The 21,859-nt window shown below is 72.4% G+C and carries 23 protein-coding genes and 1 tRNA gene; 12 read left to right on the top strand and 12 right to left on the bottom strand.

Annotated features, from left to right (window positions below; translation table 11 throughout):
• Positions 1-12: 12 nt before the first annotated feature.
• Genes EJC51_RS39785 through EJC51_RS39750 form a run of 8 tightly spaced genes read right to left on the bottom strand, consistent with a single transcriptional unit; the run spans position 13 to position 7,411 of the window.
• Positions 13-702, bottom strand: coding sequence for an SDR family oxidoreductase (locus tag EJC51_RS39785; RefSeq protein WP_126275514.1), 690 nt, complete (start codon positions 700-702; stop codon positions 13-15).
• Positions 699-1,568, bottom strand: coding sequence for a cupin domain-containing protein (locus tag EJC51_RS39780; protein ID WP_126275513.1), 870 nt, complete (start codon positions 1,566-1,568; stop codon positions 699-701). Before EJC51_RS39780 ends, EJC51_RS39785 begins: the two co-directional genes overlap by 4 nt.
• Complete coding sequence (locus EJC51_RS39775) at positions 1,565-2,908, bottom strand: amidohydrolase family protein (RefSeq protein ID WP_126275512.1); 1,344 nt, start codon at positions 2,906-2,908, stop codon at positions 1,565-1,567. The genes EJC51_RS39780 and EJC51_RS39775 overlap by 4 nt, the downstream gene beginning before the upstream one ends.
• A gap of 50 nt (positions 2,909-2,958) precedes the next feature.
• Positions 2,959-3,939, bottom strand: coding sequence for an alpha-ketoacid dehydrogenase subunit beta (locus EJC51_RS39770; protein ID WP_126275511.1), 981 nt, complete (start codon positions 3,937-3,939; stop codon positions 2,959-2,961).
• On the bottom strand, positions 3,927-4,904 hold the full coding sequence (locus tag EJC51_RS39765; RefSeq protein WP_126275510.1) for a thiamine pyrophosphate-dependent dehydrogenase E1 component subunit alpha: 978 nt from the start codon (positions 4,902-4,904) through the stop codon (positions 3,927-3,929). The genes EJC51_RS39770 and EJC51_RS39765 overlap by 13 nt, the downstream gene beginning before the upstream one ends.
• Positions 4,891-6,231: a M24 family metallopeptidase gene (locus EJC51_RS39760; RefSeq protein WP_126275509.1), complete on the bottom strand. Its 1,341-nt coding sequence runs from the start codon at positions 6,229-6,231 to the stop codon at positions 4,891-4,893. The genes EJC51_RS39765 and EJC51_RS39760 overlap by 14 nt, the downstream gene beginning before the upstream one ends.
• Before the next feature lie 45 nt (positions 6,232-6,276).
• Positions 6,277-6,903: a helix-turn-helix domain-containing protein gene (locus EJC51_RS39755; protein WP_126275508.1), complete on the bottom strand. Its 627-nt coding sequence runs from the start codon at positions 6,901-6,903 to the stop codon at positions 6,277-6,279.
• Between the two features lie 52 nt (positions 6,904-6,955).
• Positions 6,956-7,411, bottom strand: coding sequence for a potassium channel family protein (locus EJC51_RS39750; RefSeq protein ID WP_126275507.1), 456 nt, complete (start codon positions 7,409-7,411; stop codon positions 6,956-6,958).
• Positions 7,412-7,579: 168 nt separating this feature from the next.
• Here EJC51_RS39750 and EJC51_RS39745 point away from each other — a divergent pair, with 168 nt between their 5' ends.
• From EJC51_RS39745 to galE, 6 genes are all read left to right on the top strand, one after another.
• Complete coding sequence (locus EJC51_RS39745; RefSeq protein ID WP_126275506.1) at positions 7,580-7,909, top strand: hypothetical protein; 330 nt, start codon at positions 7,580-7,582, stop codon at positions 7,907-7,909.
• 140 nt (positions 7,910-8,049) lie between these two features.
• Positions 8,050-8,856 carry an SAM-dependent methyltransferase gene (locus EJC51_RS39740; RefSeq protein WP_244363058.1) on the top strand — a complete coding sequence of 269 codons (807 nt, stop codon included), beginning with the start codon at positions 8,050-8,052 and terminating at the stop codon, positions 8,854-8,856.
• A 38-nt stretch (positions 8,857-8,894) separates the two neighbouring features.
• Positions 8,895-10,298, top strand: coding sequence for a glutamine synthetase family protein (locus EJC51_RS39735; RefSeq protein WP_126275504.1), 1,404 nt, complete (start codon positions 8,895-8,897; stop codon positions 10,296-10,298).
• A 1-nt stretch (position 10,299) separates the two neighbouring features.
• Positions 10,300-11,406 (top strand): amidohydrolase family protein, encoded by a 1,107-nt coding sequence (locus EJC51_RS39730; RefSeq protein ID WP_126275503.1) that lies wholly within the window; start codon positions 10,300-10,302, stop codon positions 11,404-11,406.
• 24 nt (positions 11,407-11,430) lie between these two features.
• Entirely contained in the window at positions 11,431-11,958 is a 528-nt protein-coding gene (locus tag EJC51_RS39725) for an NUDIX hydrolase family protein (RefSeq protein ID WP_079307412.1), read from the top strand.
• A gap of 114 nt (positions 11,959-12,072) precedes the next feature.
• Positions 12,073-13,143 (top strand): UDP-glucose 4-epimerase GalE, encoded by a 1,071-nt coding sequence (gene galE / locus EJC51_RS39720; protein ID WP_126275502.1) that lies wholly within the window; start codon positions 12,073-12,075, stop codon positions 13,141-13,143.
• Here galE and EJC51_RS39715 read toward each other — a convergent pair.
• Positions 13,091-13,435, bottom strand: coding sequence for a glycoside hydrolase family 15 protein (locus EJC51_RS39715; RefSeq protein WP_244363055.1), 345 nt, complete (start codon positions 13,433-13,435; stop codon positions 13,091-13,093). The two genes, galE and EJC51_RS39715, sit on opposite strands and share 53 nt — an antisense overlap.
• Before the next feature lie 173 nt (positions 13,436-13,608).
• On the opposite strand from EJC51_RS39715, the gene EJC51_RS39710 reads away from it, so the two are divergent.
• Positions 13,609-14,892, top strand: coding sequence for a hypothetical protein (locus tag EJC51_RS39710; RefSeq protein WP_126275500.1), 1,284 nt, complete (start codon positions 13,609-13,611; stop codon positions 14,890-14,892).
• Positions 14,893-14,988: 96 nt separating this feature from the next.
• Here EJC51_RS39710 and EJC51_RS39705 read toward each other — a convergent pair whose 3' ends face one another.
• Complete coding sequence (locus EJC51_RS39705; protein ID WP_126275499.1) at positions 14,989-15,873, bottom strand: EamA family transporter; 885 nt, start codon at positions 15,871-15,873, stop codon at positions 14,989-14,991.
• Between the two features lie 69 nt (positions 15,874-15,942).
• On the opposite strand from EJC51_RS39705, the gene EJC51_RS39700 reads away from it, so the two are divergent.
• The 3 genes from EJC51_RS39700 to EJC51_RS39690 are packed head-to-tail and all read left to right on the top strand — an operon-like array spanning position 15,943 to position 18,340.
• Positions 15,943-16,806 carry a LysR family transcriptional regulator gene (locus EJC51_RS39700; RefSeq protein WP_126275498.1) on the top strand — a complete coding sequence of 288 codons (864 nt, stop codon included), beginning with the start codon at positions 15,943-15,945 and terminating at the stop codon, positions 16,804-16,806.
• Positions 16,807-16,862: 56 nt separating this feature from the next.
• A complete protein-coding gene (locus tag EJC51_RS39695; protein WP_126277311.1) occupies positions 16,863-17,864 on the top strand; it encodes a glycoside hydrolase family 43 protein in 1,002 nt (333 codons plus the stop codon).
• A gap of 17 nt (positions 17,865-17,881) precedes the next feature.
• Positions 17,882-18,340 (top strand): MarR family winged helix-turn-helix transcriptional regulator, encoded by a 459-nt coding sequence (locus EJC51_RS39690; protein WP_126275497.1) that lies wholly within the window; start codon positions 17,882-17,884, stop codon positions 18,338-18,340.
• On the opposite strand, the gene EJC51_RS39685 is transcribed toward EJC51_RS39690, so the two are convergent.
• Entirely contained in the window at positions 18,337-19,329 is a 993-nt protein-coding gene (locus tag EJC51_RS39685) for a LacI family DNA-binding transcriptional regulator (RefSeq protein WP_126275496.1), read from the bottom strand. The two genes, EJC51_RS39690 and EJC51_RS39685, sit on opposite strands and share 4 nt — an antisense overlap.
• A gap of 128 nt (positions 19,330-19,457) precedes the next feature.
• Between EJC51_RS39685 and EJC51_RS39680 the strand changes: the two genes are divergently transcribed.
• Both EJC51_RS39680 and EJC51_RS39675 read left to right on the top strand, forming a co-directional pair.
• Positions 19,458-20,624, top strand: a complete 1,167-nt coding sequence (locus EJC51_RS39680) for a Gfo/Idh/MocA family protein (RefSeq protein ID WP_126275495.1) — start codon at positions 19,458-19,460, stop codon at positions 20,622-20,624.
• A 140-nt stretch (positions 20,625-20,764) separates the two neighbouring features.
• Positions 20,765-21,676, top strand: coding sequence for a TIGR01777 family oxidoreductase (locus tag EJC51_RS39675; RefSeq protein ID WP_126275494.1), 912 nt, complete (start codon positions 20,765-20,767; stop codon positions 21,674-21,676).
• A 54-nt stretch (positions 21,677-21,730) separates the two neighbouring features.
• Here the strand turns inward: EJC51_RS39675 and EJC51_RS39670 are convergent.
• Positions 21,731-21,804, bottom strand: a tRNA-Pro gene (locus tag EJC51_RS39670).
• Between the last annotated feature and the right edge of the window lie 55 nt (positions 21,805-21,859).

Genomic DNA, 21,859 nt, shown 5'->3' with positions numbered 1-21,859 from the left:
CGGGACCGGGGCTCACCCCAGCAGCCAGCCCCCGTCGACGGCGAGCCCCAGCCCGTTGACGGACCGGTTGCGCAGCAGGAAGTCCACGGCGTCCACGACGTCGGCCATCGCCGCGAGCCGCCCGGTCGGGGTGCGCTCCCGCAGGTCCGCCAGCACCTCGTCCGGCTTGTCCCGCCAGTAGGGGCTGTCCCCGACCACTCCGGGGTGGACGGCGTTGACGCGGACGGGCGCGAGCTCGACGGCGAGCGTGTGCACGAGGCCGGTCACCCCCGCGTTGACGGTCGCCACGGTCGTCGCGCCCGGATAGGGCCGCTCCTTGGCCTGCCCGCCGAACACAACGATCGCGCTGTCGGCGTGCAGGCCGGGCCGCAGGGTGTGCACGGCCTCGGTGTAGCCGACGAGCTTGAGGGTGACGAGGTGGACGGCGGCGTCGACGTCGTAGGCGGCCACCCGGTTGTCGTCGCGGGAGATCCCGGCCAGCACCAGATGGTCCACGCGTCCGACACCGGCCAGTGCGGCACCGATCTCCCGGGGGCGGGAGAGGTCCAGGGCGAGGCCGCGGGCGCCGATCTCCTTGGCGGCGGTGTCGGTGCGGTGCGGGTCGCGGCCGGTGATCAGCACCTCGTCGCCGCGTCCCGCGCGCGTCCGGGCGAACTCCCGGCCGATGCCCGAGGTTCCGCCGATCACCACGACCCGGTTCATCGCACGCCCCTCAGATAGTCCCAGTCCCGGGTGAAGCGGTAGGAGTGCCGGGACGGCGGCTGCGGGGCCTGTGTCTCCAGCCAACGCACCGGCCCCGCACCGGCGTTGGTGAATCCGTGCACGCAACCGGCGCCCGCCCAGGCGAGATCGCCGGGGCCGAGGGGGTAGCGCGCGTCGTCGAAGGTCGCCTCCACGACCCCTTCGAGGATCAAGTACGTCTCCTCGAAGGGGTGGTCGTGGGTGCCCGCGACGCCGTCGACGGCGTACTGCACCATGAACATCGTCGAGGCGACCGCGCCCAGGTCGGCGTCGACCATCATCTTGACGGTGATCCCGCTGTAGACGAGCAGCGCGGTCCGCATGCTCGCCGACACGGCCAGCAGGTCCTGGGACTGTTTGCCGGGGTCCATCTGCGCGGGCTCGAAGTGTCCGAAGGAGCGGGTGCGGGGGTCACGGACGTCGATCCGGACCGGGTCCCGGGCGGGCAGGTCGGGCACGGGCTGGGTGTCGTACCCGTAGCGGGCGCGCGGCACGGGGGCGAGCATGTCGGCCCAGCGTGCGCCGGTGTCCCCCACGCCCCGCCAGGCGTGCGGGACACCGGTCGGCAGCAGGCCGTAGTCGCCCTCTTCGAGGAGGTACGACCCCTCGGGCACGTCGAGGATCACGGTGCCGTCGAGGAGGTGGAAGCTCTCCTCGTACGAGTGCACATGGGCGCCGACCCGGCCGCCCGGCCGCAGCTCGCAGACGCCGAAGCCGGTGTGCACGCTCCCGTCCGTCTCACCGACCAACTCCCGCCGCCGGTAGCCGTGTTCGTCGTGGTCCGGCGCCGGGACGTCGGCGGCGCGACGCACCAGGTGCGCGGTCACCGGGCCGCCTTCGCCGCCAGGAGCCGGTCGCGGGACTCCTCCACGAGGCGCCGGGCGCGGGCCACGTCGGCCGTCAGCCTGCCGTCCCGCTTGCGGATCACGCCGTCGACGATGACGGTGTCCACGTTGGAGACGTCGGCGGACAGGGTGACGGCGGCGGCGGGGTCGTGCACGGGGGCGACGTTCAGGGCGGTGGCGTCGATCGCGACGACGTCGGCACGCTTGCCGGGGGTCAGGGAGCCGGTGCGGTCCTCCAGGCCCGCCACATGGGCGCCGTTGCGGGTGGCGATCTCCAGCATCTGACGTGCCGTCAACATCGTGTCCGGCACCGGCATGTTGGCCTGCCAGCAGTCCGCGTTGAGGCGGGCGCGCTCGGCGCCGAAGGCCGCGCGGATCTGGGTGAACATGTCGCCGGGGACGGTGGTGACGACGTCGATGCTGAGCGAGGGGCGCAGTCCGTGTTCGATCGCCTTCATCACCGGTGGCCAGCCGTGTCCCATCTGCGTCTCGACCTGCGGCGCGATGGACACCGTACCGCCGCTGTCGGCGACCATCCGCCACTCGTCCTCGTGGAGGTAGCAGCAGTGGATGTAGGTGGTGTCCGGGCCGAGGAGCCCGAGGTCGTGGAGTTGCTTCACCATGCCGAAGCGGCCCGCGAGGCGGCCCATCGCCACGTGCACGGTGATCGGGATGTCCAGGTCGCGGGCGAGGGCCCATTCGGCGGTGACGACGTCGTTCACGCAGAAGCCGGGGCCGCGGGTGGCGAGGGCCAGGGTGAGCAGGCCGGTGTCGGAGGCGAAGTACCGGGTGCGGATGCGGCGTACGTCGTCCCCCGGTATCGCGATCTTGCTCTCGAACCAGTAGTCGGCGAGGGAGGTGTTGGCGCTGCCGTACGCGTACTGCGCCCGGATGCCGGACTCGGTGAGGGCCTGGATCGCGGCGTCGGGGTGGGCGGGGGTGTTGTTGATGTGGGACCAGTCGACGAGCGTCGTGATACCGGCGTTGAGGCACTCCAGGGCGCCCGCCAGGTTCGCCGCGTACACGTCCTCCGGGGTGTAGAGCGGGGCGAAGGTGTCGAGGATGTCCACGAAGTAGTCGTCGAGGGTGGCGTCGGGGGCGACGCCGCGGATGGACGCCTCCCAGGTGTGGCGGTGGGTGTCGACGAAGCCGGGGATCACGATCCGGCCGGTCATGTCGAGGACTTCGGCGTCCGCGTCGATCCGCGGTGCCACGGCCTCGATCCTCCCGTCCTCGATGAGGACGTCGCCCTGGGGAAGGTCCCCGATGTCGGGGTCCATCGAGATCACCTGACCTGCGCGCAGGAGTGTCCGCACGGTCATCGCCCTTCCTCCTTCGGGGTGTTCGGTACGCGGTGGGGTCCTTCGGCTGTTCAGTACGCGGTGAGGTCGCGGACGGCCGCCACGACCTTGTCGACGGTCGGGATGACCCGCTCCTCCAGCGCGTCGGCGAACGGCAGCGGCACGCACTCCCCCGCCACCCGGCGCACGGGCGCGTCCAGCAGGCCGAAGCCCTCGTCGGCGACGACCGAGACGACGGTGGCGCCCCAGCCGCCCTGGTACGGGTTCTCCTCGACGGTGACCAGCCGCGAGGTGCGGGCGAGCGAGGCGAGGACGGTACGCATGTCCAGCGGCACCAGACAGCGCAGGTCGACGACCTCGGCCTCGACGCCCTCCTCGGCGAGCAGCGCGGCGGCCCGCAACGCCAGCGGGACCATGGCGGCGAGGGCCACCAGGGTCACGTCGGCGCCTTCGCGCACGACGGCCGCACGGCCCAGCTCGACGACATGGTCCGGCGGCGCGGGCGCGCCCTTGGACGCCAGCAGGCCCTTGTGCTCGAAGAACACCACCGGGTCGTCACTGCGGATCGCCGCGGCCATCAGGCCGACCACGTCGGCGGGCGTGGCGGGCGCGGCGATCTTCAGCCCCGGGACGGTCAGCGCCCAGTTCTCGGTGGCCTGCGAGTGCTGGGCACCGAAGCCGAGCCCGCCGCCGTTGGCGGTGCGAACGACGAGGGGCACGGTGACCTGACCACCCGTCATGTAACGCACCTTGGGTATCTCGTTGGCGAGGTAGTCCCAACAACAGGCCAAAAAGTCCGAGAACATGATCTCGGCGACCGGCCGCATCCCGGTCATGGCGGCCCCCATCGCGGCGCCGACGATGGCCTGTTCGGAGATCGGCGTGTCCCACACCCGCTCCGGCCCGAACTCCTCGATCAGCCCGGCGGTGGTCTTGAACACGCCGCCCGCCGCACCGATGTCCTCCCCGAGGCAGACCACGGCCGCGTCCCGCCGCATCTCCCGCGCGATGCCCTCGGCGACGGCCTCCCGATAGGTGATCACGTCCGCCATGCGGCACCTCCGTCCGCCCACACGTCGGTCAACGCGGCACCCGGCTCGGGCGCGGGAGCGTTCTTCGCCGCGTCCACCGCCTGCCGTACGGCCTCCCGTGCGCGCTCGTCGGCCGCGGTGACCGTCTCCGCGGGCACCCCCAGCTCGGTCAGCCGGCCGCGCGCGATGTCCAACGGGTCGTGCTTGAGCCAGCGTTCGACCTCCTCGGCCGGGCGGTAGGCGGCCGGGTCGGACCTGCTGTGCCCGAAGTGCCGGTAGGTGGCCGCCTCCAGCAGCGCGGGCCCGTCTCCTGCCCGGGCCCGTTGCGCGAGCCGGGCCACCGTGTCGCGCACCGCCACGACGTCGTTGCCGTCGACGCTCTCGCCGGGGATGCCGTACGCGGGTGCCCGGTCGGCCGCCGGGCGGGCCACCGCGGTCACGTCGGCGATCGGCGTGTACTCCATGTAGAGGTTGTTCTCGCAGATGAACAGCACGGGCAGCTTCCACACGGCGGCCAGGTTCAACGCCTCGTGGAAGGCGCCGATGTTGGTGGCGCCGTCCCCGAAGAAGGCGACCGCGATCTGACCGGTGCCGCGCAGCCGGGCCGACCACGCGGCACCGGCCGCCATCGGGAGGTGGGCGCCGACGATGGCGTAGGAGCCGAGCATGCCGGTGGCGGCCTTGGTGAGGTGCATGGAGCCGCCCTTGGCGCCGCACAGCCCCGTTGCCCTGCTCATGAGTTCGGCGAGGCACTCCTCCGGGCCGGCGCCGCGGGCCAGCGCGTGGTGGTGGCCGCGGTAGGTGGCGAAGACGTAGTCGTCGGCGCGCAGGGCCGCGCTCGCGCCGACGGCGATCGCCTCGTGGCCGGCGGCGAGATGGGTGGTGCCCTTGACGAGGCCCTGGAGGAACAGGTCGTGGGCGGCCTTCTCGGTGCGGCGGATGAGGACCATCTGCTCGTACATCGCGAGGAGTTCAGCGGTGTCCATCGCCGGTTCCTGTGGTGTTGAGATGGGACTGCGACTCCCGTCGCGTGTTCAGTTCGCCGCCGACCGTCCAGTACTTGCGGCCCGCGACGAGGAGTTCCTCGGCCGGGAACTTGGTGATGACCTCGCAGCCGTCCGCGGTGACGACCAGTTCCTCCTCGATACGGGCCGCGGACCAGCCGTCGGCGGCGGGCCAGTAGGTCTCCAGGGCGAACACCATGCCCTCTTCGAGGACTTCGGGGTGGTCGAGGGAGACCAGGCGGCTGAAGATGGGCTTCTCCCAGATGGACAGGCCCACCCCGTGGCCGTACTGGAGGGCGAACGCGGCGGTCTCGTCGGCGAAGCCGAACTCCTCGGCGCGCGGCCAGACCTGGACGATGTCGGCGGTGGTGGCGCCGGGGCGGACGAGGGCGATGGCCTGGTCCATGTACTCCCGGCAGCGGACGTAGGCGTCGCGCTGGGCACGGGAGGCGCTGCCGACCGCGAAGGTGCGGTAGTAGCAGGTGCGGTAGCCGAGGTGGCTGTGCAGGATGTCGAAGAAGGCCGGGTCGCCGGGGCGGATCAGGCGGTCGCTGTAGACGTGCGGGTGGGGTGAACAGCGTTCGCCGGAGATGGCGTTGACGCCTTCGACGTACTCGCTGCCGAGGTCGTACAGGACCTTGCTGACCAGTCCGACGCACTCGTTCTCCCGCACCCCGGGGCGCAGATGGCCGTACAGCTCCTCGTAGGCCGCGTCGACCATCGCGCAGGCCTGGGTGAGCAGGGCGATCTCGTCGTGGGTCTTGGTGCGGCGGGCCTCCAGGAAGACCTGCTGGCCGTCGACGACGTCGATGCCCTCGGCCCGCAGCGCGGCGAGGACCGGCATCTCGGCGACGTCGATGCCCAACGGCTCGCCCGCCAGGCCGTGTTCACGCAGTTCGGCGGCGATCTTCGCGGCCACGTCGGCGGCGATGCCCGCGTCCGGGTGGAAGGCGCCGCGCAGGGTGGAGATGCCGGCGCGGGCGCCGGTGGGCGGGCCCTCCTTGCCGCCGCTGTAGTCCAGCCACGGGTTGTACAGCTGGTGGTGGCGGGCGGCGGAGCCGAAGTCCCAGACGACCGGGTCGCCGCCGCGCACCAGCAGGGCGAAGCGGATCAGCTTGTCCATCGCCCAGGTGCCGATGTGCGTGGCGGTCATGTAGCGGATGTTGGCGAAGTCGAAGCTGAGCACGGCGCCGAGCGAGGAGCGGTTCAGGGTCTCGTGGAGCCGGGCCAGCCGCTGCCGGCGCAGCCGGTCGAGGTCGATGCGCTGTTCCCAGTCGACGGCATTGGGTCCGAATGTGCGGATCGCCATGGCGACCACCCCCATTGCGGAGTGAACGACCGCGCGGGGAAGGTGTCAAGTGTCACTGAACACAAACCATACCCCGATGGCTGGTTCCTCTCCATCGTTGCAGTAGCGGTGCGGGGTCGTCGACTCGAAGCAGACCGCACCGCCGGGACGCAGTGTGTGCGTTTCGAAACCGAGGGTGAGAGTGAGTTCGCCGGAGATCAGATAGCCGTACTCAGTGCCCGCGTGGCGCATCAGGCCGCCTGAGGTGGAGGAGGAGCCACCGGGCCGGTAGGTGACGAGCAGGAAGTCCACGTCCGTGCCCGGGACATGCCCGAGCCGCTCCCACACGACACCGGAGTCCAGCTCCAGCACCTCGCGCTCACCGGGCGTGATCAGTGGTCCGATGCGCCGCGCAGGGTCGGCCGCGAAGGCGGCGAGGGCGTGCGCCACCAAGGCACTGCCGGTCGCGGCGACCGTCTCCCGCTGCTCGAAGAGAGCCTCCACGGAGATGTCCAGGACCGTGGTGATCGCGTACAGCGTGCTCACCGACGGCTGACTCTTGCCGGTCTCGATCTGGGAGACCAGGCTCGCGGAGACGCCGACCTCGCGGGCCAGGCCGCGCAGACTCACGCCGCGCTCCTGGCGCGCCTGGCGGATGCGGGCACCGACGGGCGGCACGTCGGCTGGGGACACGGGCGGCACCTCTCGTGGACGGTCGTGTGCAGTCTCATTGAACAGCCGTGGCTCACTTGCCGTCCAGCAACCGCTCCAGCCGGTCGAAGCGTTCGTGCAGCGCGCGCACCGCCTCCTCGCCCAACTCATGGGCGCCATGGGCCAGATGATGCCGACGCTGCTGCTCCCGTCCGACGAACCAGGTGGCCAGCGCGGCGGTGACCATGCCGTACGTGGTGATCCCGACCACCATCACGACCGCGCCGACCACCCGGCCCCACGGGGTCACGGGGAAGAAGTCGCCGTACCCGACGGTCGTCGCGGTCTCGATCGACCACCACAGGGCCTTCGGGTACGACGTCAGATTCGCGCCCCGCGCCCCCTCTTCGGCCCCGACCACGGCCCATGAACCGGCGAGCATCACCACGGCCAGCACGGCCGTCGCCGCGCCCGCCGCCTTCAGATGCAGGGACCGCCCCTCCCGGCCGAGCAACACCGCGACCGCCCTGGTGAGAAATCCGGGCAGCATGACGACTCCTTGGGACGCGGACAGGGACGCGGACAGGGACACGGACGGGCCATGGGCCCAGTGTCGGCGCCGCCTGCGGGGCGGGCATGCCGGGCGGGGCGTTCGAGTTGCCTCGCGGCCACGGCCGATGTGGGCTGGGAGGGCCCCTTGGAGAACCCCGGAGGACCCGTGAACCCCCAGCCCCGATCCGTGCCGGAGACCTTCGCGTTCGCCTGCGGGGACTGCGGGCACGGCTGGGAGGCCACCTTCCAGGTCATGTTCTTCACCGACCCGCTGGCCCCCTCGGGCCTGGCCACCCAGGAGTACGTCGACGAGGCGGGCCGGGCCGTCAGATCGCCACTCGACGAAGCGGTCTGCCCGCGGTGCGGCGGCCGGAAGGTGCACGTCCTGGAGGCGGGCCTCGCCGAGCGGGCCCGGAAGGCGGAACACGAACGCGCCGCGCACCCGCCGCGCCACCGCCCCCATTTCCCCCACCGCTCGCCCGGACGGCCGGACTGAGCCGCGGGCGGCCCCGCTCCCCCTCCCCTCCGCCGATTCCCGGGACAGCGTGATCACCGGGCGGCACAATGGCACCGGCGGTCGGCGGTGCCTCGATCGCGGGATCGCGGGATCGCAGGGGCGAGGAGAGGACGGACGACGTGAGTGACACCCCCTCCAGCGGGTCGTCGAGGCTCAACACCGCCGTCGCGCACAACGCGCGCGTGTGGAACTACTGGATCGGCGGCAAGGACAACTACGAGGTCGACCAGCAGGTCGGCGAGCACGTCGCCGGCATGTTCCCGATCATCCGGGACATCGCCCGCGCCGACCGGGAGTTCCTCGGCCGCGCGGTGACCCATCTGGCCACCGAGCGCGGGGTACGGCAGTTCCTGGACATCGGCACCGGTCTGCCCACCGTCGACAACACCCACGAGATCGCCCAGCGCATCGCGCCGGACGCGCGGATCGTCTACGTCGACAACGACCCCATCGTCCTGGCCCACGCCCGCACCCTGCTGACCAGCACCCCCGAGGGCGTCACCGACTACATCGACGCCGACGTCCACGACCCGGCCGCGATCCTCGAACGGGCCGGAGGCACCCTGGACCTCACCCGTCCCGTCGCCGTGATGATGCTGGGCATCCTCAACTTCGTCCTCGACTACGACAAGGCCCGCGACATCGTCCGCCAGGTGCTGGCCGCGGTCCCGTCCGGCAGCTACCTCGTGCTGACCCACCCCACGTTCGACCACGAGCTCGGCGGCGCGGGCCAGATCCCGGCGATGAAGTTCTGGAACGAGAACGCCACCCCGCCGATCACGGCCCGCAGCGGCACGGACATCGCCGCGTTCTTCGAGGGCCTCGACTTCCTCGACCCGGGCCTGGTGTCGTGCTCGCGGTGGCGGGCCGACGTGAACTCGCCTGTCGTGGTGCCGCAGTTCGGCGCGGTGGCCGTGAAACCCTGACGCGGGACCCGTACCGGCAGCCCCGTCGTGGAGGACGTATGACCACCCTTGCCGACCCCGTACCCGGCGGACGTCCCGGTGACGTCGACCGCGCCACCGCGCTGAGCGGCGAGCTGTCCGGGAGAGGCGTGCACGGGGTGGTGCTGGCGTACGTCGACACCGCGGGCGTCGGCCGGGTGAAGACGGTCCCCACGGCGAAGCTCGCCTCGGCGGCGGCCTGGGGCGTCGGCATGTCCCCCGTGTTCGACACCTTCCTCGCAGGCGACTCCATCGTGACGACCGACGTCCTCGGCTCGCCCGACGGCGACCTTCGCCTCTACCCCGACCTCGACCACCTGGTGGTCCTGGCCGGGCAGCCCGGCTGGGCGTGGGCGCCGGTCGACCGGATCACCCAGGAGGGCGAGCGGCACCCCGGCTGCACGCGCACGCTGCTGCGCCGGATCGTCGCGGACGCGGAGCTGCGGCACGGTCTGGCCTTCAAGGCCGCCGTCGAGGTCGAGTGGGCGGTGGGCCAAGGCCCGGCGGCCCAGGGCGACTTCACGCCCGCGCTGTCGGGTCCGGCCTACGGGGCCGTCCGCCAGGTCGAGTTGAGCGACTACACGGCCGACCTGCTGGCGGCGTTCGCGGCGCAGGGCGTGGAGGTCGACCAGCTCCATCCCGAGTACGCGGCAGGGCAGTTCGAGGTCTCGGTCGGCGCCCTGGACCCGGTGGCGGCGGCCGACCGGAGTGTGCTCGTACGCCAGACGATCCGCGGGGTGGCCCAACGGCACGGTCTGGTCGTGTCGTTCGCCCCGGCCGTCTTCGCCGAGGGGGTCGGCAACGGCGGCCACCTCCATCTCTCCGCCTGGCGCGAGGGCGCCAACCTGCATACGGGCGGCGAGGGCCGGTACGGCATGACGGCCGACGCGGAGGCGTTCGCGGCCGGCGTCCTGGCCCACCTCCCCGCGCTCACGGCCGTCACCGCCCCGAGCCCGGCGAGCTACCTGCGCCTCAAACCCTCCCAGTGGGCCGGGGTGTTCACCGCGTGGGGCCGCGAGACCCGCGAGGCCGCGGTCCGTGTCGTCACCGGCACGGTGGGCCTGCGCGACCAGGCCGCCAACCTGGAGGTCAAGCCGGTCGACCTGGCGGCGAACCCGTATCTGGCGCTCGCCTCCGTCATCGCGGCGGGCCTCGACGGCATCGCCTCGGCCGCCGTGCTCCCCGAGGAGATCACCGGCGACCCGGCCCGGCTCGACGCCGACCGGGCGGCGGCCCAGGGGGTGCGCCGGCTGCCGACCTCGCTCGCCGAGGCGGTCGCCGAGTTCCGCGAGGACGCGTGTCTGCGGGGCGCCCTGGGCCCGGTCCTCGCCGACGCGGTGATCGCCGTACGGGAAGGCGAGACCGCGTCCGTGGCCGGCCTTGACGACGCCGGGATCGCGGCGGCGTACCGCTGGAAGTACTGACATGACCGCGGTCCACGAGGCGCTCGCGCGACTGAGCCTGGTCGACCACCATTGCCACGGCGTGGTCACCGAGGACCTCGACCGGGACGGCTTCGAGGCCCTCCTCACCGAGGGCGGCCGGTGGCCGGGCAGCGGCATCTCCCCCTTCGACACCCCGGTGGGCGTCTCGGTCCGCCGCCACTGCGCCCCGCTGCTGGACCTGGACCGGCACGCCCCGCCGGAGGAGTACCTGGCGCGCCGGGCGGAGCTGGGCGCGCGGGAGGTGAACCGGCGCTTCCTGGCCGCGGCGGGCACCGGCACCTACTGCCTGGACACCGGCTTCGGCCCGACCGAGCTGGCCGCGGACGACGTGTTCGAGGTCGTACGGCTGGAGAGCGTGGAGGAAGCGCTGGTGGCGCGGGGCGTCGAGCCCGACGACTACGCCGACGCCTTCCGCGCGGCCGCTCTCCGGGCCGTCCGGCGCCCGGGTGTGGTGGCGGTGAAGTCGGTGGCGGCCTACCGCACGGGGTTCGACCTGGACCCGGCCCGTCCGTCGGCCGCGGAGGTGGAGCGGGCGGCCCGGGAGCGGCTGGCGGCGGGAGGAAGGCTGGCGGACCCGGTCCTGGTACGGCACCTGCTGTGGACCGCCGTCGACCTGGGTCTCCCCCTCCAGCTCCACACGGGCTTCGGCGACAACGACATCCGTCTGCACCGGGTCGACCCCACCCACCTCACGGACTGGCTGCACCTGACCGCCGGCACGATCCCGGTCCTGCTGCTGCACTGCTGGCCGTACCAGCGGCAGGCCGGTTATCTGGCCGCGGTCTTCGAACAGGTGTATCTGGACGTCGGCCTCACCCTGCACCACGTGGGCCCGGCGCGGGCCCGGGCCGTCCTGGAGGAGGCACTGGAGATCACACCGTTCCGCAAACTGCTGTACAGCTCCGACGCCTACGGTCTGGCCGAGTTCTACCGGCTCGGCGCGCTGGCGTTCCGCCGGGGACTGGGCGAGCTGCTCCAGGACCGGGTGGACGCCGACGAGCTGAGCCGGCCCGACGCGCTGCGGCTCGCGGAGTGGGCGGGAGCACACAATGCGCGTCGGGTCTACCGCCTTACCGGCCCCTCCTGAAAGTATGATCAAGCAATGTCTGACATGACCGAAACCACGCCCGGCTGGCTGACGACCGACGACCTGGAGCAGGCGCGCGCCCGGATGCCGATCCTGTACGTCGAGGCGGTGCCCGTGCGCGTCGACGACAGCGGGGAAGTCACCAGCGTCGGCCTGCTGCTGCGCATCGGCCCCGACGGAACGGTCAGCCGGACGCTGGTCTCCGGACGCGTGCTGCACCACGAGCGCGTCCGCGACGCCCTCATGCGCAACCTGGAGAAGGACCTCGGCCCGGTGGCGCTGCCCCGCATCCCGACCGCCCCGCAGCCCTTCACGGTCGCCGAGTACTTCCCGACGCAGGGCATCACGCCGTACCACGACCCCCGTCAGCACGCGGTGTCGCTGGCCTATGTCGTCCCGGTCACCGGCGACTGCCGGCCCCGGCAGGACGCTCTCGACCTGGTCTGGTTCAGCCCCCAGGAAGCGCTGTCGGAGGCGGTGCAGAGCGAGATGCCGGGCGGGCACGGGGTGCTGCTGAAGCAGGCGCTGGCGCATGTGGGGTGCGTGATCTGACCTTCGGCGGCGCCGTGCCTTGACGCCCTCGCCGAATGAGGGGACAGTCGTAGATAGTAGATATACGCCGTAAACATACGACGTTACGTCCCGCGTACTCGGGAGCGTCATGCCATGACGCGCAGCGGCCCCGGCCCCCCGTCCACCGTCCTCGTGACGGGCGGAGCCGGATTCATCGGTTCCCACGCCTGCGTCGAGCTGCTCGACCACGGCTACGAACTGATCGTGGTCGACGACTACTCCCACAGCACGCCCGAGGTCCTCACCCGCGTGGAGCGGATCGCCGGCCGGTTCGTCGGCGCCGTCTACGAACTCGACGTGCGGGACCGGCGCTCCCTGTCGGCCGTCTTCGACCGGCACGCCGTCGACGCCGTGGTGCACTTCGCCGCGCACAAGGCGGTCGGCGCCTCGATGCGCAGGCCCGCCGAGTACTACGACACCAATGTCGGCGGCACCACTTCGCTGCTGGGCACCATGCACGAGCACGGCGTGCACCGCCTGGTGTTCTCCTCCTCCTGCGCGCTGTACGGCGAGGCCGGCCCCGGCCCCCTCGACGAGTCCACGCCCGCCCGCCCCACCAACCCCTACGCCGCCTCGAAGTGGCTGTGCGAGCAGATCCTCGCCGACATCTGCCGGCGCTGCCCCGAGTGCACGGTGCTGAGCCTGCGCTACTTCAACCCGGCCGGCGCCCACCCCAGCGGGCTGCTCGGCGAGGACCCCCGCGGCGAGCCCGACAACCTGATGCCGTACGTCGCCCAAGTGGCCGCGGGTCGACGGAAGTTGCTGCGGGTCTTCGGCGGCGACTGGCCCACGCGCGACGGGACCGCGGTCCGCGACTACCTCCACGTCATGGACACCGTCGAGGCGCATCGGACGGCGCTGGACCACCTGGTCGACGGGCCCGGCATGCGGGTGTTCAACCTCGGTGTGGGCCGGGGCAGTTCGGTGCTGGACGTGGTCGCCGCGTACCGGCACGCGGCCGGCCGGGAGGTGCCGTACGAGATCGTGGCCCGGCGTCCCGGCGACGTGGCCGAGCTGGTCGCCGACGCGTCCGCGGTGGAGCGCGCCTGGGGCTGGCGACCCACCCGGGACCTCGCGGACATGTGCCGCGACTCGTGGCGGTTCCAGCAGCTCAACCCGCAGGGGTACGCGGGGTCGGCGCGGCGTCCGAACGGGAGACGGTGAGCGCCTCGGCGGACGGGGACGTGAGCATGAACGCCGTCTCGACGAGCGCTATGTGGCTGAACGCCTGGGGGGCGTTGCCCAGTTGGCGGCCCGCGTCCGGGTCCCACTGCTCGGACAGCAGGCCCACGTCGTTGCGGACGGCGAGGACACGCTCGAACGCCGCCCGGGCGCGGGGCAGTTGACCGGTGGCGGCGGGCGTGCGCGCCGGGGCGTCCAGGGCCGGGGAGCCGTAGGACTGGACGAAGGCCTTCCAACGCGGGTCCCAGCCCTCCTTGAGGATCTGCCGGCGCACGTCGTCGTGCAGGGACCGCCACCGGTCCGACGTGCACCGAACGGGGTGGGCCGGAGGGGAAGGCGCGTACGCCGTACAACCGTTCGGCGCCGACGGACGTCTGATCTTCGGAACCACGTACTCCGAGGTTCATCCGCCCGTCACTGTCCCCCCACCGCCGCGAAGGACCCTTCATGCGCCACGCCGCCCCCGGCATCCGTACACTCCGACAGGCCACCGGCGCAGTCGGCGCCCTCGCGCTGATGGCACTGGGCGCCGCGCCCGCCGTCGCCGCCGACCCCGCCCCCACGCCCCACCTGGTGCTGGGCGACATGGCGCCGAAGGTCGACGGACTGAAGCCGGGCGGCACCTACGACGTCGCCCCGGTCTCCTTCACCAACACCGGCACCGCGGCGCTCGACAAGGTCTACCTCCAGTACTCGGTGACCCGCGGGCTGAGCCACACCGAACTGCCCTCCAACTGCGTCCGCTACGACGTCGGTTCCTACGACGAGCTCCCGGAGAAGTCGTACGCGATATGCGAGTTCGACCAGACGGTCGAGCCCGGTGTCGTCTACGCCCCCGAGAAGGCCCTGACGCTCAACGTCCTCGACTACGCGCTGCACGACGAACTCCGCGTGGTCGTGGACGTCGACGGCTCGCTCCCCGGCGACGAGACCGGCCGGCCGGTGCCCGGCACCGGTCCCGCCGTGAAGCTCGTCGAGAAGCCCGACGCGACCCCGGCCGAGCCGGGCAGCGGCGAGCACGAGGGCTGGGACGACGCCAACATCTCGGTGAACGCGGCCAACACCGCCGACCTCCAGCTGACCGGCAACAAACTGAGCGGCAAGGTCGGCGACACGGTGTCGCTGGAGGTGAAGCTCACCAACGCCGGCCCCGGCTGGGTCCTCGGCGAGCTGGACAACTCCGTGACGAAGATCCGCGTCACCATCCCGGCGGGCACCACCGTCACCAAGGAGGCGCCCTGCACCAAGGTCCGCGCCGGGGTCTACGAGTGCGGCACCGCCCAGCGCTGGCTCAAGGAGAACGCCGTCGAGAAGCGCACCTTCAAGCTGCGCATCGACAAGGCCGTCACCGGCGCCAAGGCCTCGGCGAAGCTGACGGGGCAGGCCCGGCCGTACGACAAGAACCCGGAGAACGACAGCCTCACCATCCCGCTCGACGTCACGGGCGGCTCGTCCGACAACGGCGGCGGGTCGGCCGGCACCGACGGCGGCTCGTCGTCCACGGGCGGTGACTCCGGCACCTCCACCTCCGGCGGCTCCGGCTCCGGCGGCTCGACCACGTCCGGCGGCTCCTCGTCCGCCGGCACCTCCGGGTCCTCCACGACCGCCGACGGCGACCTGGCCAGCACCGGTTCCGGCGCGACGCTGCCCCTCGCGGGCGCGGCCGCGGCAGCGGTCGCCGTGGGCGCGGGCACGGTCCTGGTCGTACGACGCCGCCGGACGGCCCAGTAGTAACGCCCCCCACACACAGACGCAGGGCGCCCCCGCCGCAACACCCTCACCCCAAGGGAGGGAGCCCGCACCCGGCGCGCTCCCTCCTATCCACCCTCACCGCCCTCCCACCCGCACCGCCCCCACACTCGCCACCACCACCATCCCGATCGCCCCGCACTGCGCCGGCGACAACCCCTGCCCCAGCACCAGCCAACCCGCCGTCGCCGCGAGGGCCGGCGCCAGGCTCATCAGGACCGCGAACGTCGCCGCGGGCAGTCGGCGCAGGGCCAGGAGTTCGAGGGTGTACGGCACTCCGGAGCTCAGCACCGCGATGGCGAGGCCCAGCCCGAGCACGCCCGGCGCCAGCAGCGCCGCCCCCGACGCCCCGATGCCCAGCGGCAGGCTGACGAGCGCGGCGACGCCCATCGCGATCGCGAGGCCGTCCAGGCGCGGAAAGCGGGCGCCCGCACGGGCGTTGAGCAGGATGTACGCCGCCCACATCGCCCCGGCGCCCAGCGCGAACGCCACTCCGCCCATGTCGAGGCTCGCGAAGTCGCCGCCGCTCAGCAGGCACACTCCGGCCAGGGCGAGGCCTGCCCAGAGGAAGCTCGCCGCGCGCCGCGAGACCAGCACGGACAGCAGGAGCGGGCCGAGGACCTCCAGGGTGACGGCCGCGCCCAGCGGGATGCGGGCGATGGACTGGTAGAAGAGGAGGTTCATGCCGCCGAGGGCCAGGCCGAAGCCGGTGACGACCGCCCAGTCGGTGCGCGAGTGGCCGCGCAGCCGGGGCCGGGTGACGGTCAGGAGCAGCACCGCGGCGAAGGCGATCCGCAGGGCCACCGTGCCGAGCGCCCCGGCGCGCGGGAACAGGAGTGCGGCGCAGGCCGATCCGAACTGCACCGACACCGAACCCGCCAGCACGAGGCCGACGCCGGCGAGGCTGCCGCGCCCCGCGGGATGCCGTACGAGAGGGAGTGAGCGGGTCACCGTGGTGGTCATGGCGTTCACGCTAGGCAGCCGACGGCTCCGCGTGAAATGCCGATTTCCCTGCGGTTATGCTCTGGAAGCATGACCGTGGAACTGCGGCACCTGCGGGCCTTCCTCGTCATCGCCGAGGAGGGCAACATCACCCGTGCCGCCGCCCGCCTCCATGTGAGCCAGCCCGCGCTGTCGCGCACCCTGCGCCGGCTGGAGGACCATCTCGGCGCCCGTCTGGTGGACCGCTCGACCCATCATCTGGAGCTGACCACGGAGGGCCGCGTCTTCCGGGACAAGGCCGCCGCCGCGCTGTCCGCCGTGGACACCGCCCTGGACCCGGGCGGGCTGCGGAGCTGGCCGCTGCGCCTCGGCCATCCCTGGGCGGCGCTCGGCGACCACACCGTCGCGCTGCTGCGCCGCTGGGACGAGGCCCACCCCGGCACCCCTCTGGAACTGCTCCGCGTCGACGACCGCACGGCGGGCCTCACCCAGGGCAAGGTCGACGCGGCCCTGCTGCGCGGGGCCGTCACCGCGCCCGGGCTCCGCACCGAGCTGCTGACCTGGGAGGAACGGGTGGTCGTCCTCCCGTCGGACAGCCCGCTGACGGACCTCCCCCGGGTCACCCTGGCCGATCTGGTGGACCGTCCGATCGCCGTCAACGTCGTGTCCGGTACGACGACGATGGACCTGTGGCCGCCGACGGCCCGCCCGTCCGCGACCATCGAGGTGACCAACACCGACGAGTGGCTCATGGCCATCGCGGCCGGCCGGGCCGTCGGCATCTCCACGACGGCGACGCCCGGCAACCACGCCCACCCCTCCCTGGTCTACCGTCCGCTCACGGACGCCCCGCCCGTCCCCGTCGTCCTCGCCTGGCGGGAGGGCGCGGGACATCCGGCCCTGCCCGACCTGGTCACCCTCGCCCACGAGGTCCTGGCCGGCCCACGGCCCTGATCCCGGCCGGCCCACCACACGGCCGTATTGTTCGGCGCGTGGTCGACAACACCCTGATGCGGCTGCCCGACATGCCGCTGCACGATCCGTTCGTCGTCGCCGACGAAGAGACCCGCACCTACCACCTCTACACCTCCAACGACCCGTCCGTGTCCGGCGTCGAGGGCACCGGCACGATGGTCTACCGCAGCCACGACCTGCGGGACTGGACGCCTCCGGTGCCGGTCTTCCTGACCGCCGAACAGAAGAACCTCTGGGCGACGGACGGCGGTTGGGCCCCGGAGGTACACAAGTGGGCAGGCCGCTACTACCTGTTCACCACCCTCCACGACGAGAGCCAACCCCTCCCCGTACCGCCGCCCAACCGATGGGGAACCCCCTTCCCGCTCAAGAACCACCTGCGCGGCACCATCACCGCCGTGTCCGACTCCCTGCTGGGCCCGTTCACCGTCGTCGCCCCCGAACGCCCCACCCCTCCCCCGCACTTGATGACCCTCGACGGCACCCTCCACGTCGACCGGGACGGGCGGCCCTGGATGGTCTACGCGCACGAATGGCTACAGACGATCGACGGCACCATGGAGGCGATCCGGCTGGCCCCGGACCTGACGGAGACCATCGGCGACCCGGTGTTCCTCTTCAAGGCCTCCGACGCGCCCTGGCTCGGCGAGCAGATCCCCGCCGGCGTCCCGGGCCGGCTTCCTCCGTACATCACCGACGGCCCCCAGCTGTACCCCACCCCGGACGGCTCGTTGCTCATGCTGTGGTCGACCTACGAGAAGAACCTCGTCGGCCCGGACGGCAACATCAGCGGCGGTTACGTCCAGACGTACGCCGTCTCCGAGTCCGGTGACGTGCGGGGCCCGTGGCTCCAGCGGCGGCCGCTGGTCCGTGACGACAGCGGCCACGGCATGCTGTTCCGCACCTTCGAGGGCCGGCTGACGATGATCCTGCACCGGCCGTTCGAGAACGCCCGCGGGAAGCTGTACGAGATGGAGCTCAACGGTCATGAGCTGCGGGTCGTCCGCCGGTGCACCGACCTCGACGGCGGCGGCTGACCGTCTACGGTGAGGGCATGACCGCACCGCGCTGGCTGGACGAGGAGGAGCGCCGCGCCTGGTACGCCTTCGTGGCCGCCGGGGCGCTCATCGACCGGCGGCTCGACCAGCAGCTCAAGGACGATGTGGGGATCACGCACCTCCAGTACGAGATCCTCGTCCGTCTGGAGGCCGCGCCGGGCCGCGAGATGCGCATGAGCGCGCTCGCCGACGCGCTGTTCCACACCAAGAGCGGACTGACGTACCAGATCGGCCAGTTGGAGAAGGCGGGCCTGGTGAACCGCCGTTCCTGCCCGAGCGAGCCCCGCGCGGTCTACGCCGTCCTGACCGCCGCCGGCCGCCGCATGCTGGAGCGGGCGGCGCCGGGCCATGTGGCACTCGTCCGCGAGCTGCTCATCGACGTGCTGACCCCGGAGCAGCTGACGTCCCTCGCCGACGGGCTGGGCGAGGTCAACCGCCGTATGCGGGCGGACTAGCGGGGCGGTGCCGTGGTGCCGCGCACCTCCAGGACGGGCGCGGCGAGTTCGACCTCGCGCGGCCGGTCCGGGTCCTCGATCCGGTCGAGCAGCCGCTGGGCCGCGCGCCGGCCCACGTCGCGGCTCGCGTTGTCCACCGTGGTCAGCCACAGATGGCGCAGCCGGGACAGATAGGTGTTGTCGTAGCCGACGAGGGACAGGTCCCGCGGCACCCGCAGGCCGCTCTCCTCGGCGGCGGACAGCGCGCCGACGCAGGTCATGTCGTTGGCGGCGAAGATCGCGGTGGGCCGCTGAGGGCGGTTGAGCAGTCGTACGGTGGCCCGGTAGCCGCCCTCTTCGGTGAGGTCGCCCTGCTCAGTGACCCCGTTCAGCCCGTGCTCCCGCATCACCGCCTCGAAGCTCCTCCGCCGCAGCTCGCCCACGGCTCCCTGCGCGGCGATGTGCGCGATGTGCCGGTGGCCGAGCCCGATGAGGTGCTCGGTGGCGAGGCGGGCGCCGTGTTCGTCGTCGTTGGCGACGACGTCCACGCCGGGCAGCTCCGGTTCACGGGCGCCCGCGACGACGGTCGGGACCTGCCCGGCGGCGGTGCGCAGCGCCCCGGGGTCCTGGAGCGTGCCGACCGCGATCAGGCCGTCGACGCGCAGTTCGGTGAAGGTGCGGGTGAGGTCCTCGCCGAGCCGGCGGTTGAGGTGCCCGTCGGCGAGCAGGGTGTGCAGTCCGCTGTCGTAGAGGCGGGAGTTGAGCCCGTCGAGGAGTTCCACGAACCAGGGGTTGCGCAGGTCGTTCAGGAGCACGCCGACCGTGCGGGTGCGACGCTCGCTGAGGCTGCGGGCGGCGGCGTTGGGCCGGTAGCCGAGTTCCTCGACGGCGGCGAGGACGGCCGCGCGCTTCTCGGGACGTACGCCCTCGGAGCCGCGCAGCACCAGCGAGACCAGCGACTTGGACACGCCGGCGCGTTCGGCGACGTCACGGATGGTCGGGGTCCTCATGCCTGGACCGTTCCACACCTGCTGTTCGCCTCGCAAGCCCTTGACACTCAACGTGAACGGCTCCATCGTGAGCCACCGGAGCTTTGGAACGGTCCAAAACTCCAGGACAGGCATGAGGAAGGGCGGTCATCGTGGACAGGCTCGGCATCGCCGTGGTGGGTTTCGGCTGGATGGGGCGGGTGCACACCCAGGCCTACGCCCGGCTGCCGCACCATTTCCCGCAGCTGCCGCTGCGACCGGAGCTCGTGACCGTCGCCGACGAGGTGCCCGGCCGCGCCGAGCAGGCCGCGGACCAGTACGGCTTCGCGTCCGCGACCCGCGACTGGCGCGAGGTCGCCGCCGACCCGCGCGTGCGGGCCGTGAGCATCACCGCCCCGAACTTCCTGCACCGCGAGATCGGCGTCGCGATGGCCGAGGCGGGCAAGCACATCTGGATCGAGAAGCCGGTCGGCCTGACCGCCGAGGACGCCGGCGCGGTGGCCGACGCGGTCGCCAAGGCAGGCGTCCAGGGCACGGTCGGCTTCAACTACCGCAACGCGCCCGCCGTCCAGGCCGCCCGGGAACTGATCGCCGCCGGCGAGATCGGCACCGTCACCCACATCCGCATCCGCCTCTTCAGCGACTACGCCGCCCATCCCGAGGGTGCCCTGACCTGGCGGTACGAGCTGGAGCGCGGCGGCAGCGGAGTGCTGGGCGACCTCGCCTCGCATGGCGTGGACCTCGCCCGCCACCTCCTCGGGGAGATCGAGTCGCTCACCGCCGACACCGCGATCTTCGTCCCCGAGCGGGCCCGCCCCTCCGGCGCCACCGCGGGCCACACCCGCGCGACGGGCGGCGAGCTGGGCCCGGTCGAGAACGACGACTACGTCAACTGCCTCCTCCGCTTCTCCTCCGGCGCCCGAGGCGTCTTGGAGGCCTGCCGGGTCTCGGTCGGCGAACAGAACAACTACGGCTTCGAGATCCACGGCACCACCGGCGCGGTCTTCTGGGACTACCGGCGCATGGGCGAACTCGGCGTCAGCCGCGGCACGGCCTACCAGGACCAGCCCGTCAGCACGCTCTACGTCGGCCCGGGCGCGGGCGAGTTCGGCGCCTTCCAGCCAGGCTCCGCCAACACCATGGGCTACGACGACCTGAAGGTCATCGAGGCGTACGGGTTCCTCCGTTCGATCGCCGAGGGGACCCCGTACGGCGCGACGCTCCAGGATGCGGTGGCGAGCGCGGCGGCCCTGGACGCGATGACGCGGTCCGCGGAGCGGCGGACCTGGGTGGACCTCGCGTCAGCGCAGGCGTGAACGCGCCGCCTTCCCTCGCCGGGAAAGCCGCGCGATGAGCCATGTCACAGGCCCCTCCTCGGCGGTCGGGACACGGCACGGAGTAGGTTGGGTTCAAATTTGAACGACTAGGACGCACGACCCCAGCCTGGGAGGACGCCATGCGCGTCGCGATCACCGGTTCCACCGGACTCATCGGTTCCGCCCTCACCCGCTCGCTCCTCGCCGACGGCCACGGCGTCCTCCGCCTCGTGCGCGACCGCTCGGCCGTCACCCCCGGGGACGGTGGCGAGTCGGCATGGTGGGACCCGGTCGGCGGCGTGGTCCAGCCCGGCGCGCTGGACGGGGTCGACGCGGTCGTGCATCTGGCGGGCGCCGGGATCGGGGACCGGCGCTGGAACGCCGCGTACAAGGCGGAGATCCGCCGGAGCCGGACCGCCGGGACCGAGACGATCGCGCGGGCCTGCGCCGAGGCGGCCACTCCCCCACGCGTGCTCGTCTCCGCGTCCGCGACCGGCTACTACGGCGACACCGGTGACCTGGTCATCGAGGAGAGCGCACCCGCGGGGGACGACTTCCTGGCGGACGTGTGCGCCGCCTGGGAGGCCGCCGCCGACCCGGCCCGGGAGGCCGGGGTCCGGGTCGTGCATCCGCGTACCGGCCTCGTGGTCTCGGCGAAGGGCGGCGCCTTCGGCCGTCTGCTGCCGTTGTTCCGCTTCGGTCTGGGGGGTCGGCTGGGCTCGGGCGAGCAGTACTGGCCGTTCATCTCGCTCACCGATCACCTCGCGGCGCTGCGTTTCGCGATCGCCGCCGAGGAGCTTTCAGGTCCGGTCAATTTCACGGCCCCCGAACCGGTGACCAACCGTGCCGTCACCGAGGCGCTGGGCCGGGCGCTGCACCGGCCCACGTTGGCCGCCGTGCCCGCGTTCGCGCTCCGGGCGGTGCTCGGGGAGTTCGCGACAGGCATCACGTGCAGTTGCCGTGCCGTACCGTCGGCCCTGCTCAAGGCCGGCTTCGACTTCGCCCACCCGACGGTCGACGAGGCGCTGGGGTCCGTGCTCGGGGCGAACTGACGGCACGAAGAAGGGCCTTCACAGGCTGTCGCCTGTGAAGGCCCTCTCACACCGTCGGGACGACAGGATTTGAACCTGCGACCCCTTGACCCCCAGTCAAGTGCGCTACCAAGCTGCGCCACGTCCCGGTGTCCGTCTGACCTGGGGTTTCCCCCGGCCGAACGTGCAGTGAAACAATACCGC

The sequence above is a fragment of the Streptomyces aquilus genome (genome assembly GCF_003955715.1).
Classification (GTDB): Bacteria; Actinomycetota; Actinomycetes; order Streptomycetales; family Streptomycetaceae; genus Streptomyces; species Streptomyces aquilus.
The sequence above is the reverse complement of the archived record's forward strand: the minus strand, read 5'-3'. Positions and strand labels throughout refer to the sequence as shown.

What these genes read in the sequence shown, in the direction of transcription:
- EJC51_RS39685 (WP_126275496.1), bottom strand. Translation starts at nt 19,329, where the DNA reads ATGAGGACCCCGACCATCCGTGACGTCGCCGAACGCGCCGGCGTGTCC.
- EJC51_RS39725 (WP_079307412.1), top strand. Translation starts at nt 11,431, where the DNA reads ATGACCGAAACCACGCCCGGCTGGCTGACGACCGACGACCTGGAGCAG.
- EJC51_RS39695 (WP_126277311.1), top strand. Translation starts at nt 16,863, where the DNA reads ATGCGGCTGCCCGACATGCCGCTGCACGATCCGTTCGTCGTCGCCGAC.
- EJC51_RS39730 (WP_126275503.1), top strand. Translation starts at nt 10,300, where the DNA reads ATGACCGCGGTCCACGAGGCGCTCGCGCGACTGAGCCTGGTCGACCAC.
- EJC51_RS39785 (WP_126275514.1), bottom strand. Translation starts at nt 702, where the DNA reads ATGAACCGGGTCGTGGTGATCGGCGGAACCTCGGGCATCGGCCGGGAG.
- galE (WP_126275502.1), top strand. Translation starts at nt 12,073, where the DNA reads ATGACGCGCAGCGGCCCCGGCCCCCCGTCCACCGTCCTCGTGACGGGC.
- EJC51_RS39775 (WP_126275512.1), bottom strand. Translation starts at nt 2,908, where the DNA reads ATGACCGTGCGGACACTCCTGCGCGCAGGTCAGGTGATCTCGATGGAC.
- EJC51_RS39705 (WP_126275499.1), bottom strand. Translation starts at nt 15,873, where the DNA reads ATGACCACCACGGTGACCCGCTCACTCCCTCTCGTACGGCATCCCGCG.
- EJC51_RS39735 (WP_126275504.1), top strand. Translation starts at nt 8,895, where the DNA reads ATGACCACCCTTGCCGACCCCGTACCCGGCGGACGTCCCGGTGACGTC.
- EJC51_RS39770 (WP_126275511.1), bottom strand. Translation starts at nt 3,939, where the DNA reads ATGGCGGACGTGATCACCTATCGGGAGGCCGTCGCCGAGGGCATCGCG.
- EJC51_RS39710 (WP_126275500.1), top strand. Translation starts at nt 13,609, where the DNA reads ATGCGCCACGCCGCCCCCGGCATCCGTACACTCCGACAGGCCACCGGC.
- EJC51_RS39765 (WP_126275510.1), bottom strand. Translation starts at nt 4,904, where the DNA reads ATGGACACCGCTGAACTCCTCGCGATGTACGAGCAGATGGTCCTCATC.
- EJC51_RS39700 (WP_126275498.1), top strand. Translation starts at nt 15,943, where the DNA reads ATGACCGTGGAACTGCGGCACCTGCGGGCCTTCCTCGTCATCGCCGAG.
- EJC51_RS39750 (WP_126275507.1), bottom strand. Translation starts at nt 7,411, where the DNA reads ATGCTGCCCGGATTTCTCACCAGGGCGGTCGCGGTGTTGCTCGGCCGG.
- EJC51_RS39760 (WP_126275509.1), bottom strand. Translation starts at nt 6,231, where the DNA reads ATGGCGATCCGCACATTCGGACCCAATGCCGTCGACTGGGAACAGCGC.
- EJC51_RS39675 (WP_126275494.1), top strand. Translation starts at nt 20,765, where the DNA reads ATGCGCGTCGCGATCACCGGTTCCACCGGACTCATCGGTTCCGCCCTC.
- EJC51_RS39690 (WP_126275497.1), top strand. Translation starts at nt 17,882, where the DNA reads ATGACCGCACCGCGCTGGCTGGACGAGGAGGAGCGCCGCGCCTGGTAC.